Source organism: Spirillospora sp. NPDC052269, assembly GCF_040679435.1.
In the GTDB taxonomy this organism is placed as follows: domain Bacteria; phylum Actinomycetota; class Actinomycetes; order Streptosporangiales; family Streptosporangiaceae; genus Spirillospora.
This window is the reverse complement of sequence record NZ_JBFAUU010000006.1, coordinates 395,203-411,842: the sequence shown is the minus strand read 5'-3', so window position 1 is coordinate 411,842 and position 16,640 is coordinate 395,203. Positions and strand designations below refer to the sequence as shown.

The 16,640-nt window shown below is 72.9% G+C and carries 9 protein-coding genes; 3 read left to right on the top strand and 6 right to left on the bottom strand.

The genetic code is table 11. The features are described 5' to 3' along the window. Nucleotide 1: 1 nt before the first annotated feature. The 5 genes from AB0L06_RS15705 to AB0L06_RS15685 all read right to left on the bottom strand — a co-directional run bounded on the left by AB0L06_RS15705 (nucleotide 2) and on the right by AB0L06_RS15685 (nucleotide 5,488). Nucleotides 2–469, bottom strand: a complete 468-nt coding sequence (locus tag AB0L06_RS15705) for an RrF2 family transcriptional regulator (RefSeq protein WP_500231685.1) — start codon at nucleotides 467–469, stop codon at nucleotides 2–4. 237 nt (nucleotides 470–706) lie between these two features. Then, nucleotides 707–2,155: a glycoside hydrolase family 3 protein gene (locus tag AB0L06_RS15700; protein WP_500231684.1), complete on the bottom strand. Its 1,449-nt coding sequence runs from the start codon at nucleotides 2,153–2,155 to the stop codon at nucleotides 707–709. Then, on the bottom strand, nucleotides 2,152–3,006 hold the full coding sequence (locus tag AB0L06_RS15695) for a carbohydrate ABC transporter permease (RefSeq protein ID WP_500231683.1): 855 nt from the start codon (nucleotides 3,004–3,006) through the stop codon (nucleotides 2,152–2,154). Before AB0L06_RS15695 ends, AB0L06_RS15700 begins: the two co-directional genes overlap by 4 nt. Further along, the gene (locus tag AB0L06_RS15690; RefSeq protein ID WP_500231682.1) at nucleotides 3,003–4,025 is read right to left on the bottom strand and encodes a carbohydrate ABC transporter permease; all 1,023 of its coding nucleotides are present in this window, start codon (nucleotides 4,023–4,025) and stop codon (nucleotides 3,003–3,005) included. Before AB0L06_RS15690 ends, AB0L06_RS15695 begins: the two co-directional genes overlap by 4 nt. Nucleotides 4,026–4,198: 173 nt before the next feature. Then, nucleotides 4,199–5,488: an extracellular solute-binding protein gene (locus AB0L06_RS15685; protein WP_500231681.1), complete on the bottom strand. Its 1,290-nt coding sequence runs from the start codon at nucleotides 5,486–5,488 to the stop codon at nucleotides 4,199–4,201. A gap of 260 nt (nucleotides 5,489–5,748) precedes the next feature. On the opposite strand from AB0L06_RS15685, the gene AB0L06_RS15680 reads away from it, so the two are divergent. The 3 genes from AB0L06_RS15680 (at nucleotide 5,749) to AB0L06_RS15670 (ending at nucleotide 11,058) form a co-directional block, all read left to right on the top strand. Further along, complete coding sequence (locus AB0L06_RS15680) at nucleotides 5,749–6,966, top strand: ROK family transcriptional regulator (RefSeq protein WP_500231680.1); 1,218 nt, start codon at nucleotides 5,749–5,751, stop codon at nucleotides 6,964–6,966. A gap of 541 nt (nucleotides 6,967–7,507) precedes the next feature. Next, the gene (secA2, locus tag AB0L06_RS15675; RefSeq protein ID WP_500231679.1) at nucleotides 7,508–9,940 is read left to right on the top strand and encodes an accessory Sec system translocase SecA2; all 2,433 of its coding nucleotides are present in this window, start codon (nucleotides 7,508–7,510) and stop codon (nucleotides 9,938–9,940) included. 464 nt (nucleotides 9,941–10,404) lie between these two features. Next, nucleotides 10,405–11,058, top strand: coding sequence for a hypothetical protein (locus AB0L06_RS15670; RefSeq protein ID WP_500231678.1), 654 nt, complete (start codon nucleotides 10,405–10,407; stop codon nucleotides 11,056–11,058). A 430-nt stretch (nucleotides 11,059–11,488) separates the two neighbouring features. On the opposite strand, the gene AB0L06_RS15665 is transcribed toward AB0L06_RS15670, so the two are convergent. Next, the gene (locus tag AB0L06_RS15665) at nucleotides 11,489–16,525 is read right to left on the bottom strand and encodes an ATP-dependent helicase (RefSeq protein WP_500231677.1); all 5,037 of its coding nucleotides are present in this window, start codon (nucleotides 16,523–16,525) and stop codon (nucleotides 11,489–11,491) included. Nucleotides 16,526–16,640 lie beyond the last annotated feature (115 nt).

Sequence of the window (16,640 nt, the reverse complement as noted above, 5' to 3'; positions counted from 1 at the left end):
CCTAGATCAGGGAGGGGCTCTCCCAGGCGGCCGGATCCTCGGTGAGCTTGCGGACCTGCTCGGGCAGGTCACCGGACGCGATGTGCGCCAGCGTCACCTGCTCCAGGATGGCGCGCTCGCTGGCCCGCAGCGCGATCCAGACGTCCTGGAGCGACGCCGCCGGGCCCTCGTAGCCGACGTGCTCGGGGCGTTCGCCCCGGACGCCGAGCAGCGGGCCGTCGATGGCGCGGATCAGGTCGGCCAGGGCGATCTGGTCGGCCGGACGCGCCAGCCAATAGCCGCCCTCGGGCCCGCGCTGGCTGCGCACCAGGCCCGACCGGCGCAGCTGGCCGAGGATGTTCTCGAGGAACTTGGGAGGGATCTGCTGCGCTTCCGCGAGCTGGACGGCGGTCACGGGGTGGTTCCCCGCCGCCACCGCCAGCTCCGCGGCGGCTCGCAACGCGTAGTCGACCCGGGCGGACAATCGCATGAACGTATTATCCCTTGCCGATAGGACTGGTTGGGCTTTCGCCCCCCATTCGTCCCTGGACCGGCTCGCGTACCAGGGGGAACAGGGAGAAGGGCGGACGCCGGATCACGACGCCCGCCCCTCTTGCCACCCCACTCGGTCCACGGGGCCTCAGTTCACGAGGGCCCCGGCACACGAGGGTCTCGGCCCGGGATCCCGCCTCGCGGGACCCCGGCGTGTAAGACCTCGCTTACGGATTCAGTTCGCGAGGCCGAGGACCTCGGCCGCCGCGCGGGCGTTGGCCTGCGCCGCGCCGTAGGTCGCGACGTGGACCGCGCCCTCCGGCCGCCACACCGGCAGGCCCATCTCGACCAGCACCGCGTCCGGACGGGCCGCCAGCAGCGCGGACGCCAGCACGCGCTGCCCGGCGTGCCGGTGCGCGTCCCGCAGGACCACGACCAGGCCGCGTCCGGTGGCACGTTCCAGCACGTCGGCCGCCTCGTCCAGGGTCCCCTCGGCCCGGACGGCGTCGGCGGCCCACGGGGACAGGCCCCACGGCGTCGGGCCGACCGCGATGTTGCCGTCCGAGGCCAGCTCCACCACCAGCGGCGCGGCGGGGAAGACGGGCAGGTCGCCGGTGATCCGCACGGCGCGGCGCGCGGCGTCCAGGCCGGCGGCCCGGTCCACCGCGACGGGAGCGTTCCCGTCCAGCCAGTCCTTCAGCGCGCCGGTGCGGGCGGCGGCGTCCGCGAGCCGCTCGATCGGCAGCCGTCCGGACGCGACCGCGCCCTCGATCGCGGCCAGCACGGCCAGCAGCGACCCGTGGTGCTCGCGCGGGCCGAGGCAGAGCAGGTCGGCGCCCGCGAGCAGGGCCCGGACGGCCGCCTCCGGGATGCCGATCGCGCCGCTCGCGCCCTTCATGTCCAGCGCGTCCGTCACGATCACGCCCCGGTACCCCAGGTGCTCGCGGAGCAGCCCGGTGATCACGGCGTGCGAGAGGGTCGCCGGGACCCCGGCGGTGATCTTCGGCAGGTCGAGATGCGCCGTCATCACCGCCCGGGTCCCGGCCTCGATCGCCGCCCGGAACGGCACCAGCTCGCGCCGGTCCAGCAGCTCCAGGTCGGCGTCGACGACGGGCACGCCCAGGTGCGAGTCCTCCACGGTGGCCCCGTGACCGGGGAAGTGCTTCGCGCAGGCCGCGACCCCCGCCTCCTGGATGCCCGCGACGGCCGCCGCCGCGTGCCGCGCCACCAGCTCCGGGTCGGGCCCGAACGAGCGGGTGCCGATCACCGGGTTGTCGGCGGCGGTGTTGACGTCCACCGACGGCGCGAAGTTCAGGTTCACGCCGACCGCGCCCAGCTCCGCGCCGAGCGACCGGTAGACGCGGCGGGTCAGCGCCACGTCGTCCACGGCGCCGAGCGCCGCGTTCCCCGGGTACGGGCTGGCCTCCTTGTGCCCGCCGAGGCGGGTGACGTCGCCGCCCTCCTCGTCGATGGTCACCAGGGGCGTCCCGGCGTCGCGCATCCGGGCGGTCAGCGCCGCCAGCTCCTCCGTGCCGGGGACGTTCCCGTTCAGCGCGAACAGCGTCACGCCGCCGAGGCCGCGCTCCAGCTCGTCCAGGACCCAGCGGGGTGCCGTGGCGCCGTCGAAGGACGGCAGCAGGGCGCTCCGGGCGAGCCGTCCGACCTCGTCGTTTCCCATGCTCATCCCTTGACCGCCCCCGCTACCAGGCCGGACACCATCCGGCGTTGCACGATCAGGAAGAAGACCATCACCGGGATGGTGAACAGGGTGGAGGACGCCATGATCGAGCCCCACTCCACCTGCGTCCGTCCGAAGCTGTAGGACAGCGTCAGCGGCAGCATGTACTTGTCCTGGTCCTTCAGGAACGCGAAGGCGATGACGAACTCGTTCCACGCGTTCACGAAGGAGAAGATGCTGGTGGCGACCAGGCCGGGCGCGACCAGCGGGAAGGTGATCCGCCAGAAGGTGGTGAACTGGGACGCGCCGTCGATGGACGCGGCGTCCTCCAGGTCCTTCGGGACGGCCGCGACGAACCCGCGCAGCATCAGCACGGAGAACGCCAGCATCGACCCGACGTACACGATGATCACGCCGGCCAGGCTGTTCAGCAGGTGCAGCCGCTGCGCGTTCAGCATCAGCGGCAGCATCAGCGCCTCCAGCGGCACCATCTGCACGACGATCAGCATCAGCAGGAACGCGACCCGTCCCCGGAACCGGGTGCGGGCGACCGCGTAGGCGGCCAGGACCGACACCACGCTCCCCGCCACGACCGTGACGACCGCGACGATCAGGCTGTTCAGGAAGAAGTGGAACAGGCCGTACTCCAGGCCCTGGCCGTTGATCACGGCCTTGAAGTGGTGCAGCGTCCAGTGCACCGGCACCGGCAGCGGCGTCTCGGAGTTGATGTCCTCGTCGGTCTTGAACGCCGACGACACCATCCAGAAGACGGGGAAGACGGCGAACAGGAAGACCAGGACCCCCGCGGTGTTCAGGGCGATGCGCGTGCCGCGCCCGCCCGAGCCCGTCGCGCTCACGCGACCTCCCCCTGCTTGACCATGACCCGCACGTAGAAGCCGGTGAAGACCAGCAGGATGGCGGTGAGGACCAGCGCGATCGCGCCGCCCAGCCCGTACTTGGCCGGGAACGCCACGGCCTCGGAGTAGGCGTACATGGCGAGGTTGAACGAGTCCCGGTTGGCGGTGCCGCCGGACAGGAAGTACAGCTGGGTGAACACCTTGAAGTCCCAGATGATCGACAGCACGGTGAGCACCAGGAACACCGGCTTCAGCAGCGGGAAGGTGATCTGCCAGAACGTCGTCCAGGCGGACGAGCCGTCCACCCGCGCGGCCTCGTACAGCTCGCTGGGCACGCTCTTCAGCCCGGCGAGGACGGACACCGCGATGAACGGGAACGACTGCCAGACGACGCAGAGGACCAGCACCACGTAGGTGGTCAGCGGCTCGGAGAACCAGTTGTAGTCGTTCCAGCCGCCGCCGACGAGCCAGTCCGGCAGCAGGTCCAGGAACCAGGGGACCAGGCCGCCGCCGGGCGTGAACAGCCACTTGTAGACGATCGCGGACGAGATCGCCGGGGTCGCCCACGCGAGCAGCGCGCCGGTCGACACCAGCAGCGACATCTTCTTGCCGAGCCGGTTCAGCAGCAGCCCGACCAGGGTGCCGAAGATCATCGTGAGGACGACCATCGCGGCGGCCGACAGCACGGTGTTGAGGAAGACCTTCCAGAAGAAGTCGTCCTTGAGGACCGTGCTGAAGTTCTTGAACCCGACGTTCTCGGCCGGGTCGAGGCCGCGGACCTCGCGGGTGCCGATCTTGTGGAACGACATCCAGACGAGCTGGCCGATCGGGTAGAGGATGAGCACCGCGATGGTCGCGACGGTCGGCGCGATCAGCAGGTACGGGCCCGGCCGGAACCGGACGGGGCGACGGCGGCGCGCGCGCGGGGCGCCGGGCTCGCCGCGCGCACCGGGCTGCTCGGCGGCCTTGCCGGGAGCGCGCGGGGCCGCCGTGTTCGCCGTGGAGGCGGTGTTCGCCATGGGGCTGGCCTATCCCTCGGGGACTCTGCGGGCGGGGGAACTGGTCGCGGGCGGGCTCTGGGGCCCGGTCCACAAAGAGCTGGAGGCCCCGGCCGGCGACGCGTGTGCGGACGCGTCGCCGGCCGGGACGTCGGCGGCGGGCCGGGCAGCGGTCCCGGCCCGCCTGGCTCGGGTCAGCTCTGGTTGAGCGTGTCGGTCATGTCCTTGTTGGCCTTGGCGATCGCGGAGTCGATCGAGCCCCCGTTCATGACCTCCTTGAGGAGGGTGGGGATGATCTTCTTGTTCTGGTCCGCCTCGGTCCAGTTCGGGGTCTTCGGCGCGCCCTTGACGTTGGCCATCTGCTGCGAGGCCGGGCCCTGGATCGGGTCCTTGGCGTAGGAGTCGTCCTTCAGCAGGTCGGTGAACTGCGGGAAGAACTTCAGCTGGTCGGCGAACGCCTTGGCGTTCTTCTTGCCGGCCACCGAGGCCAGGTAGTCGAACGCGACGCCCTTGGCCTTGGAGTCACGCCAGACCGCCAGGTGCGAGCCGCCCGAGAACGCCGGGCCGACCTGCCCGGTCGGCGTCGGGATGGTGAACGCGCCCATCTCCTTGGTGTGCTTCGCGCTGATCTTCTCGATCTGCGGCAGCGTCCAGGCGCCGTCGATGTACATGCCGAGCCTGCCGTTGGCGAAGTCCTTCTGCGGACCGGCCAGTTCGTTCACCCCGATGTACTTCTTGGGGGCGACGCCGTCCTTGACCAGGCCGGTGTAGAACTCGACGGCCTTCTTGGCCTCGGGGGTGTCGAGCTTGCCGGCCCACTTGCCGTTCTCCTTGGCGGCGATGTCGCCGCCCGCGCCGAACAGGAAGCTGGCGAACCCGTTGGTGAAGTCGGACGGGGCGGCGATGCCGTCGACCTTGCCGCCCTCCTTGTCCTGGATCGTCTTGGCGGCGGCCTTCAGCTCGTCCCAGGTCTTGGGGACCTGGACGCCGTCCTTCTGGAACAGGTCCTTGCGGTACCAGACGACCCGGACGCCGGCGTACCACGGCACGGCGTAGGTCTTGCCGTCCAGCTGGCCGAGGTCCAGGGAGCCCTTGACCAGGTCCTTGCCCTCCGACCAGCCGTTCACGTTCTCGGTGATGTCGGCGAGCGCGCTCTGCCCGGCCCAGGTCACGGCCTGGTCGTTGCCGATCTCGACGACGTCCGGGCCCTGGCCGGTGTTCAGCGCGTCCTGGAGCTTCTTGGTCGCGTCCGGCCACGGGACGTAGACGACCTCGACCTGGGTCTTGGGGTGCTTCTGCTGGAAGTCGGCCTTGGCCTGGGCGAGGACGCCGTCCTCCTCCTTGTTGGCCGCGCCCATGAACCAGGCGGTCAGCTTCGCGGGCTCGGCTCCCGAGTCCTTGTCCTTCTTGTCGCCGCCGCCGCCACAGGCGGTCAGCCCGATCGCCAGTGCGGCGCTCACGGCCGCGATTTTCGCGATCTTCAAGGGGTTCTCCTTCTTCCGGCCGCCCCTCGCGGGCGGGACTTCACGGCGCGATGCGGGAAACCGGTGCCGGACCGTTTAGGGTCCAGCCATGCCCGGTGTTCCGCGCACCGGCCGCGGGGGGTGGTCCGCGAGTCGGTGCAACGCTCGCGTCCTGCTCCGTTCGCCTGGGGCGGTGGGACGCTTGCGCGTAAACTAACAAGAAACTTTCCTAAACAAAACCGCCCGTTAGCGGATTGAGACTTCGAGGGGACGACACGAGCATGGAGAGCCGCCCCGGGACGCCGCGCCTGCTGCGCGAGCTGAACGACCGGGCCGCCCTGGACCTGCTGGTCGCGCGCGGTCCGCTGACCCGCGCCCAGATCGGCGCGCACACGGGGTTGTCCAAGGTCACCGCCTCCCAGCTGCTGGCCCGGCTGGAGGAGCGCGGGCTCGTCGAGGTCGTGGGGGAGCAGGCGGGCGGACGCGGACCCAACGCCGCCCTCTACTCCGTCGTGGCCGGGGCCGCCTACGTCGCGGGCCTGTCGGTCGGCCCGGAGGGTGTCACGGCGGGCGTCGCCGACATCACCGGGAGTATCGCGGCCCAGGTTACCGTCGACCCGAACAACGGCGGCGATCCGGTCAAGTCCGTCCACAACGCCGTGGTGAAGGCCGCCCGGTCCGCCCGCGTCGCGCTGAAGAAGCTGACCGTCCTGGTGATAGGGACGCCCGGCGTCGTCGACCCCGAGACCGGCGACGTCCAGTTCGCCTTCGACCTGCCGCACTGGCACGAGGGCGTCCTCTCGGCCCTCCGCCACGACCTGCGCCGCCCGGTCGTCATCGAGAACGACGTCAACCTCGCCGCCCTCGCCGAACGCGCCTACGGCGGAGCCCGCGAGCACGAGGACTTCGCCCTCATGTGGCTCGACCGCGGCATCGGCCTGTCGGTCATGCTCGGCGGACGCCTGATCCGCGGCCGGTTCGGCGGCGCGGGCGAGATCGGCTACCTGCCCGTCCCCGGCGCGCCGCTGGCCCTCGGCACCGCCCGCCGCGCCCCCATGGACGGCGAGGAGGGCGTCACCGAGTCGACGTCCTGGGGCATCCCCGCCCTCGCCGGCGGCTACGGCTCACTGGTCGGCGCGGACGCCGTCCGCGACCTGGCCCACCGGCACGGCATCACCGAGCCCACCGCCGTCGAGTGCGTCCGCGCGGCCGCCGCCGACGAGGCCCGCGGCGGCGACTTCCTGGACGAGCTGGCCGTCCGCATCTCCTACGGCGTGACCTCGGTCAACATCGTCCTCGACCCGGGCCTGGTCGTGCTCTCGGGCGACCTCGGACGCGCGGGCGGACGACCGCTGGCCGAGCGCATCGAACGCGCCGTCGGACGCCTGAGCCCGACCCGTCCCGCCGTGACCGTCACCGAGATCGACGGCAACCCCGTCCTGCGGGGCGCCCTCTACGCCGCCCTGGAGAAGGCCCGCGACGAGGTCTTCTCCAGCTGATCCGCCGCCGTCCGCCCCCCGGCGGCACAGGCGAAAAGCATCAGCACGGGCGGAAAGCGTTGGCGCGGGCGGACGGTGTCAGCACGAACGGACGGTGTCAGCACGGGCGGACGGTGTCAGCACGGGCGGACGGTGTCGGCACGGGCAAAGGCAGGCGCCGCCGCGGAGGGGTGCGGCGGCGCCTGCGTGGGAGGAGGGCTCCTATTTGCTCGCGGGCTGTGGCTCTGGCTCCTCGTGCCTGCGCGGATCGCGCAACGCGCGCTCGAGGACGACCTGATTGATCACGTGCCGCCTCCGCCGTTGCGCGGCGGCATACCGTGCCGTCGGTGTCATGCTGACCCCCGTTCCGCGGCGACCCCGCATCCCCAGAGCCACCGCAACCCCATATACGGCAATGCTGTCACCTGGAAGCCCGAATCGGATCCACCCACGGGATGAAACGCCGGTCAGACCTTCAGCCTAGGTCGAGGGTGGATCATGATGGGGAACGGACCCGGGGACGGGGCCGTTGGAGACACGTGACCGACTTCGGGGGGATGCCATGGCGCTGCGGGACCGGTTGAAGAGGCTGGTGCAGAAACCTGGCAGCGCCGACCTCGCGCCGCTGCGTGACGTGGTCGCCGGGGCCGGGGAGCGCGAACGGCGCGTCCGCGCGCTCAGCGACGCTGAGCTGACCGCGGCCGCCAAGGCCCTCCGCCTTCCCGCCGCCGAACGCGGTGGGCGGGAGGGGGATGCCAAGCGCTCGCCGTCCAAGCCGGCCGAGGGCGGGGCCTCCAAGAAGGCCGCCGCGGACATCGACCTCGCGGAGCTGTGCGCGCTCGGCCGGGAAGCGGCGCGGCGGACGCTGGGGGAGCGTCCGTACGACGTCCAGCTGGTCGGGACGCTGGCGCTGCTGCGCGGCCAGGTCGCCGAGATGGCCACGGGCGAGGGCAAGACGCTCGCCGGGGCGATCGCCGCCGCCGGGTACGCGCTGCGCGGACGGCGCGTCCACGTGATGTCGGTGAACGACTACCTCGCCCGCCGCGACGCCGAGTGGATGGGCCCGCTGTACGAGCTGCTCGGCGTGTCGGTGGGGTGGGTCGGGCAGACCTCCACGCCGGACGAGCGCCGCGCCGCCTACGCCGCGGACGTCACCTACGCGCCGGTCAGCGAGATCGGCTTCGACCTGCTGCGCGACCGTATGGCGACCTCGGCGGACGACCGGGTGCTGCCCGAGCCCGAGGTCGCCCTGATCGACGAGGCCGACTCGGTGCTGGTGGACGAGGCGATGGTGCCGCTCGTCCTCGCCGGGGCCGCCGACACCGCCGGGGCCGACCCGTCCTACGCCGACCTGGTGCGGCGGCTGCGGCCCGGCCGCGACTACGGCACCGACACCGAGGCCCGCAACGTCCAGCTGACGTCCGCGGGCGCGCGCGAGGTCGAGCGGGCGCTCGGCGGCATCGACCTGTACGGGGCCGACAACCTGGCCGTCCTCACCGCCGTGAACGTCGCCCTGCACGCCGAGGTGCTGCTCCAGCGCGACGTCGACTACATCGTCCGGGACGGCGCGGTGAAGCTGATCAACGAGTCGCGCGGCCGGGTCGCGCTGCTCCAGCGCTGGCCGGACGGCCTGCAGGCGGCCGTCGAGGCCAAGGAGGCCCTGGACGCGTCGCCGAGCGGCGAGATCCTCGACTCGGTCACCGTGCAGGAGCTGATCGGCCGGTACCCGGTGCGGTGCGGCATGACCGGCACCGCCATGGCCGTCGCCGGGCAGCTGCGCGAGTTCTACGCCCTGGACGTCACGGTCGTCCCGCCGAACCGCCCGTGCGTCCGCGACGACCGTCCCGACCGGCTGTACGCCACGTCCGCCGACAAGGAGGTCGCGGTCATCGAGGAGATCGCCGCCGCGCACGCGGGCGGGCGTCCCGTCCTGGTCGGCACCGGCGACGTCGCCGAGTCCGAGCGGCTGGCGCGCCGCCTGGCCCGCGCCGGTTTCGAGCCGGTGGTGCTGAACGCCAAGAACGACGCCGAGGAGGCCGCGATCATCGCGCGGGCGGGCGCGCCGGGCGCGATCACGGTGTCCACCCAGATCGCCGGGCGCGGCACCGACATCCGGCTCGGCGGCCCCACGGTGGAGAAGACCCCCGGCACCGCCCCGTTGGACGACCCCGCCGCCGGGACGCACGACGAGGTCGTCGAGGCGGGCGGCCTGCTGGTGATCGGCACCGGCCGCTACCACAGCAGCCGCCTGGACGGCCAGCTCCGCGGACGCTCCGGACGCCAGGGCGACCCGGGCGCGTCGGTGTTCTTCACCAGCCTCCAGGACGACCTGGTCACCCGGTACGCCCCCGACGAGGAGTACAAGGGCGAGACCGGCGACGACGGCGGGATCGACGCGAAGGCCGCGCACTGGATCGTCGGCCACGCCCAGCGCGTCGCCGAGGGCGTCGACCTGGAGCTCCACCGCAACACCTGGCGCTACAACCACCTCATCGGCCTCCAGCGCGCCGAGCTCCTGGCCGAACGCGACGCCGTCCTGACCGGCGACACCGCCGACCGGGCGATGTCCGACAAGACCCCCGCCAGGCACGCCGAGCTGGTCGAGGCGGCCGGCGCGGAGGAGGTCGCCCAGGCCGCCCGGCAGCTCCTCCTGTTCCACCTCGACCGCCGCTGGTCGGACCACCTCGCCTTCCTCACCGACGTCCGCGAGGGCATCCACCTGCGCTCCCTCGCCCGCGGCCTCGACCCGCTCATCGAGTTCAACAGCGAGGCCGTCCCAGCGGGCAGGCGCCTCCTCCCGGACGCCGTCACCGCCGCCGTCGCCGCCTTCGAGAACCTCAAGATCGCCGACGACGGCACCCTGGACCTGGCCGGTGCGGGCCTCCAGCGCCCCTCCGCCACCTGGACCTACCTCGTCCACGACAACCCCTTCGGCTCCCTGGACGAACGCACCCTCCGCGGCGTCATCGCCCTCTTCAAGGGCCGCCGGAGTTGATCGAGCTGCATTGATCGAGCCTCCGGCTCCGCCGGGGCTCGCCTGGCGGTTCGCTCGGCGGCCCGGAAGCTCGTGCGAGCGCGGCATCGCTTCGCGATCAAGCCTGCGGCGCTCGCCTCCGGCGTCGCCCACTGTGTTGATTGAGCCTCCGGCTCCGCCGGGCTCGCCTGGCGGCCCGGAAGCTCGTGCGAGCGCGGCATCGCTTCGCTACCAAGCGTGCGGGGCTCGCCTCCGGCGTCGCCCCACACGCTTGGTAGCGCACTCGCTGCGCGGGCTCGGGCGGACACGGGGGAAAGCCCGTTGTGCTGCTCAGGGGCTGCTCAGGCTGTGAACGGTGAGGGCGGGCGGCGACGTTTCTTCCGACCTGGCCGGATCCGGTCTTGATCCTTTGAGGCCGATGGGCGGGTCCCGTTCGTCGCACGGTCATGCTAAATAAAATCGGACCAGCCGCCACGGCGGCTCGCGTGGGTGCCTGGATCGCTTCGGCCCTGCTGCTCCTTCTTGGCGCGGCCGCCGGGATCCTCGCCACAATGCAGGCGGACACCGATGGCTACTTCTCCACCGGCCGGCACCGGTTCACCACCTCGGCCGTGGCGTTCAAGACCGACGAGATCGACGTCGGCTCGTCCTCCGCGCACGCCGCCGACCCGAATCCGGACATCGGTGAGTGGGCGCGTGTGCGCATCAAGGTCGAGGCCGTCGATCCGAACGTCCCGGTCTTCGTGGGCGTCGGGCCCAAGGACGAGGTCGAGGCGTTCCTCCGAGGCGCCACCTACGACGACTTCGTCTCGGCTGAGCTGAACCCCCTCCGGGCGCACTTCCGGCGCGTCCCGGGGGCCGGTCCCGTCGCGGATCCGACCCGCCAGACGTTCTGGGTCGCGTCTTCCTCAGGTGTCGGACCACGCACTCTGACCTGGGACAAGACCCACGGTGCATGGTCCGTCGCCGTCCTGCGCCTCGATGGCGCCCCGAGCGTGGACGTGCACGCCTCCATCGGCCTGCGCTTCGCCTTCCTGGCCCCGGTCGCCGTCGTCTCCCTCGTGGCAGGCGCCCTCTGGCCCACCTGGCGCGTAACGCGGCGCCTGACCGGCCGCCGCGAAACGTCCCAGAACGCATGAACCACAGCCCCGGCCAAAGGGCCGAGCCCACCCTCCCGGGACGGGTTGGGCGGGCGACCCTGCGGCGCCCTGCCAAAAGGACAGCGAGAGCGCCGAAGCGGTGTGGCTGCCTCCGGAGGAGATCGCGGTGCACTGCGCCGTCGGTGTCCGGGACGGGGTGGAGGGCGGGCAGGACGGCGGACGCGCTCGCTGGACGCCTTCTCGGACGGCGTGGCAGGGCGCCTTGCGGCGCACTGCCGGGGAAGGGCCGTGCTTGCTGGGCGCGCTCTCGAATGGTTTGGGCAGGGCGGCTCTGTGGGGCAGGCGTGGCCCGGCCGTCCGCCCCTTGAGAGGGGCGGACGGCCGGGGGTGTGGCGGGTCAGGCGTGCTCGGCGGCGGCCTGGCCGCGATGTGCCCTGCCTGGGCGGCCCCACGTGGGAGGAGGGCGCGGTCAGGAGCGGAGGCGGAGGCCTCTCGGAGTCGGGTGGAAGCCTGCGGCCTCGAGAGCGGCGGCGAGCGGGGAGTCGTTGATGGACTCGCCGTCGGCGCGTTCGACGGTCAGTTTGCCGAGCACGCCCTCCCGGACGGCGAGGGCGAGCGCGTCCACGGCGGGTTGCAGGACGTTCGGATCGTCGTCCCAGGTCAGGAGGGTCTTGCCGCCGCGTTCGACGTACAGGACGAGGCGGCCCCCGATCAGGACGACCAGCGCGCCCGCCTTCCGGCCGGGCTTGTGCCCGCTCGCCACCTCGCCCCCCGGACGCTCGGGCCAGGGGAGCGCGGCCCCGTAGACGTTCGCGGGGTCCGCCGCTGCGAGGACGAGCGCACGCTCGCCCGTCTCGTGCCCGCGCGTGGACGCCATGGGCGCGACGGGCCCGCCCAGCGAAGCAGGCCGTCCATGCCGCGTTCCCGGAGGACCGCCTCGACCGGCCACCTCGCGGTGACCGCGAGAAGTGTCCGGCTCGTCCCACCGATCAGGCTCCCGTGCGGACGCCCCCCAACGGTCGCTTGATGCGTCCTGCGTGGACGGCTCCGGACGCTCGTTCGATGTGTCTTCCGTGGACGGCTCCCAACGCGCGTCCGATGCACTTGCTGCAGGCGAACCCCGATGCTCGCCGGACGCCTCCTGCCTGGGCGAATCCCAGCGGTCGGCGGGAGCGCCAGGTCCCCGCGAGTCCCAGAGGGACGCGGGGGGCTCGGGCGCAGGCTGCGGGGACGGGCGGAGGGCGCGCAGGCGGTCGACGGCGCCGGGTAGGGCGAACTGGGCGGCGCCCAGGCCTTCGACGAAGTAGCCGCGGCGGCAGCGGCCGGACTCCTCGAACGCGCGCAGCACGGGGTAGACGGCCGAGAAGCCGCCCGGGGTGCGTTCGGCGGCGACGGCGCCGCGGATGACGATGCCGTAGCGGTCGAGCAGGGACTCGGCCAGGGCGTGGGAACGCAATGTGGACGCGGTCTCGCGCTCGGGGAGCGGCCACCAGCGCCCCGCGACCGTGGGCGGGCCCGTGCGGGACGGCAGGACGGGACGGCCCCGGCGGGTCGCGCGGGCGCGGTGCGCGGGACGGCCGGATCCGAGCGCGGCGCGCAGCGGGGCGAGGGTGTCGTTGGTGAGCAGGCCCGCCCAGACCAGGTCCCAGAGGGCGGTGACCAGGTCGGGGTCGTTGACGCTGACCTGCTGGTTCACCCGGTCGGAGAGCATCCGGAAGAACAGCGCGCCGCCGCCTTCGAGGAGGTCGAGCACCGCCTGGTGGACGGGCGTGACGGTGATCTCGGCGGGCTCGGGCATGAGCAGCGGCGCGGTGTCGGCGAGGTAGAGCGAGACCCAGCCGTCCCCGCCCGGAAGGCTGCCCTGACCTGCCCAGACGACCTCGCCGGAGGAGGTCAGCTCGTCCAGCATCGCGGGTGAGTAGCCGGGCACGCGGGACGGCAGGATCAGCGATTCCAGCGCCGACGCCGGGACGGCCGACCCCTGGAGCTGCTCGATCGCCTGCACCAGCGCGTCGACACCGCGCAGGCGCGAGCCGCCCGTGATGCCGTGCCAGGCGGGCAGGAACCGGCCGAGCGCCTCGGGCGGGGACGGTTCGACCTCGGCGCGCAGGCGCGCGAGGGACCGGCGGCGCAGCGTGCGCAGCACGCCGCTGTCGCACCACTCGGACGTCAGCGGCCCGGAAACGGCCTCGACCGGCAGGAACTCGCCCTCGACCACGCGTCCGTCGGCGGCGAGCCTGCGCAGGGCCTCGGTCGCCACCGCCGTGCCGAGCCCGAACCGCTCCGCCACGGCGTCGGCGCGGAACGGCCCGTGCGTGCGCGCGTACCGGGACACCAGGTCGCCGAGCGGATCGCCCACCGGTTCGAGGAACGCTTCGGGCACGCCCACAGGAAGGGGAACGCCCAGCGCGTCACGAAGGCGGCCCGCGTCTTCGATCGCGGCCCACCGCTCCTCGCCCGCGACGCGGACGCGGATGACCCGCCGTTCCTCCTCGAGCCGGGTGGCGTAGGGAGCGGCATCGTGCGGTTGCGTGAGGCGGAGCCCGATCTCGGACGTGGTGAGGGGCCCGAGCGTGCGCAGGAGGTCGGCGACGCCTTCCAGATCGTGCGCGCGGCGCTCGGGCGCGAGGCGCTGGAGCTCGCGTTCGGTGTCGGCGACGACCTCGGGATCGAGCAGTTCGCGCAGGTCGGCCTGGCCGAGCAGCTCCGACAGCAGCGCCGTGTCGAGCGCGAGCGCCTGGGCGCGACGCTCCGCAAGCGGCGAGTCGCCCTCGTACATGAACGCGCCCACATAGTGGAACAGCAGGGACCGCGCATAGGGGGACGGCTCGTTCGTCTCGACCTCGACCATGCGTACCTTGCGGCCCGACAGGTCGCGCATGAGCTGGACGAGCCCCGGGACGTCGAAAACGTCCTGAAGGCACTCGCGCATCGTCTCCAGGACGATCGGGAACGACGGGTACTTGCTGGCCACGCTCAGCAGTTGCGCGGCCCGCTGCCGCTGCTGCCACAGTGGCATGCGCTTGTCGGGACGGCGGCGCGGCAGCAGCAGGGACCGGGCCGCGCACTCGCGGAAACGCGCCGCGAACAGGGCCGAACCGCCGAGTTCGTCGACGACGACGCGCTCGATCTCGTCGGCGTCGAAGGCGCACAGGTCCATGCTCGGCGGGTCGTCCATGTCCGGGATGCGGATGACGATGCCGTCGTCGGCGTGCATGGCCTGCGCGTCCACGCCGTAGCGCTCGCGGAGGCGGCCCGCGATGGCGAGCGCCCAGGGCCCGTGCACGCGGGCGCCGAGCGGCGAGTGGACGACCATGCGCCAGTCGCCGAGCTCGTCGCGGAAGCGCTCGACCACGATCGTCCGGTCGTCCGGGACGTGCCGGGTCGCCTCGCGCTGTTCGCCCAGGTAGGACACCAGGTTCTCGCCGGCCCACTCGTCCAGGCCGGCGTCGGTCACGCGTGCGCGGGCCCGCTGCTCGGGGAGCGCGGCCAGCTCGCGGGTGAACGCGCCCAGTGCTTTGCCCAGCTCGGCCGGACGGCCCGGCGAGTCGCCGTGCCAGAACGGTAGCTTGCCCGGCTGCCCGGGCGCGGGGGAGACGAGTACCCGGTCGGGCGTGATGTCCTCGATGCGCCAGGAGCTCGCGCCCAGGACGAACACGTCGCCGACCCGCGACTCGTAGACCATCTCCTCGTCCAGCTCGCCCACGCGCGAGGACTTCTCTCCCACGAGGAACACGCCGAACAGGCCCCGGTCCGGGATGGTGCCGCCGCTGGTCACGGCGAGCCGCTGCGCGCCCGGACGGTCGCGCAGGACGCCGGTCACCCGGTCCCACACCAGGCGGGGGCGCAGCTCGCCGAACTCGTCGCTGGGGTAGCGCCCGGCGAGCATGTCGAGCGTCGCCTCCAGCGCGGACCGGGGGAGCGTGCCGTAGGGCGCGGCCCGTTTGACCAGGGAATCCAGGTCGTCCACGGTCCACTCGTCCATGGCGACCATGGCGACGATCTGCTGTGCGAGCACGTCGAGGGGGTTGCGCGGGTAGCGCAGCTCCTCGATCTCGCCGCCGCGCATCCGCTCGGCCACCACGGCCGTCTGCACGAGGTCGCCCCGGTACTTGGGGAAGATCACGCCCTTGGACACCGCGCCGACCTGGTGCCCCGCGCGCCCGACCCGCTGCAGGCCGCTGGCCACCGACGGCGGAGACTCCACCTGGACGACCAGGTCGACCGCGCCCATGTCGATGCCCAGCTCCAGGCTGGACGTGGCGACCACGGCGGGCAGCCGGCCCTCCTTCAGCGCGTTCTCGATGCCGGCCCGCTCCTCCTTGGACACCGACCCGTGGTGCGCCCGCGCGATCTCCGCCGGGACGCCCTTGGCCGCCCCCGCCTGCGCCATCATCTGCGCGGGCGTCCCCCCGCCGGTCCGCGCGACGGCGCTCTCCTCACGTGCGTGCGCGGGCCCGGGCCGCTGACCGAGGTTGAGGGCGCGTTCGATGTCGTCCGGGCTGATCCTGCGGAGCCCGTCGCCCTCGTCGGGCTCCGCCTGTTCCTCCTGCGCGCGTGAGGCGCGTTCGAAGGCGAGCTCGTTGAGGCGGCCGCAGAGGCGTTCGGCGAGCCGCCGGGAGTTGGCGAAGACCAGTGTGGAGCGGTGCGCCTCGATGAGGTCGAGCAGCCGGTCCTCCACGTGGGGCCAGATGCTGCGCTGGCGCGGGTCGGTGTCGCCGGAGCCGTCCACGAACTGGGCGATCTCCCCCAGATCCTCCACCGGGACGACCACGTCGAGCTCGAAGACCTTCTCCGACGGCGGCTGCACGACGGCCGCCGGTCGCGCGCCGCCCAGGAACGCCGCGACCTCCGCCGCGGGACGGACCGTCGCCGACAGCCCGATCCGCTGCGCGGGCCGGTCGAGCAGCGCGTCGAGCCGTTCGAGGGAGAGCGCCAGGTGCGCGCCGCGCTTGGTGCCCGCCACCGCGTGCACCTCGTCGATGATGACGCTCTCGACGCCGCGCAGCGCCTCGCGCGCCTGCGAGGTGAGCAGCAGGAACAGCGACTCGGGCGTGGTGATGAGGATGTCCGGGGGCTTGGTGGCCAGCCGCCGCCGCTCGTCGGCGGGGGTGTCGCCGGAGCGGATGCCGACCCGCACGTCGGGCTCGGGGAGGTCGAGGCGGCGGGCCGCCTGCCGGATGCCCGTCAGGGGCGCGCGCAGGTTGCGCTCGACGTCGACGGCCAGCGCCTTCAGCGGCGACACGTACAGCACCCGGCAGCGGTGCTTCGGGTCGTCCGGGAGGGGTTCGGAGGCCAGCCGGTCGAGGGACCACAGGAACGCCGCGAGGGTCTTGCCGGAGCCCGTGGGCGCGACCACGAGCGTCGGGTCGCCCGCCGCGATGGACCGCCACGCGCCCGCCTGCGCGGCGGTGGGCGCGGCGAACGCCCCGGTGAACCACGCGCGGGTGGCCGGGGAGAAGCGTTCGAGCACGTCAGCGGTGCTGTCGTGCGGCAGTCCGGTCATGCGTCCCATCCTGCCTCGCGGGTCCGACAAAACCGCGCGGGGGTGGTCCGCGTCACGTTGTAAGTGATCGCTTGCCCAGGCACCCTGGAGGGCAGGCGCGACCCCGGGAGCCCCG

Coding starts and splice junctions, on each gene's coding strand:
- AB0L06_RS15705 (WP_500231685.1), bottom strand. CDS start 469: ATGCGATTGTCCGCCCGGGTCGACTACGCGTTGCGAGCCGCCGCGGAG.
- AB0L06_RS15700 (WP_500231684.1), bottom strand. CDS start 2,155: ATGAGCATGGGAAACGACGAGGTCGGACGGCTCGCCCGGAGCGCCCTG.
- AB0L06_RS15665 (WP_500231677.1), bottom strand. CDS start 16,525: ATGACCGGACTGCCGCACGACAGCACCGCTGACGTGCTCGAACGCTTC.
- AB0L06_RS15690 (WP_500231682.1), bottom strand. CDS start 4,025: ATGGCGAACACCGCCTCCACGGCGAACACGGCGGCCCCGCGCGCTCCC.
- secA2 (WP_500231679.1), top strand. CDS start 7,508: ATGGCGCTGCGGGACCGGTTGAAGAGGCTGGTGCAGAAACCTGGCAGC.
- AB0L06_RS15680 (WP_500231680.1), top strand. CDS start 5,749: ATGGAGAGCCGCCCCGGGACGCCGCGCCTGCTGCGCGAGCTGAACGAC.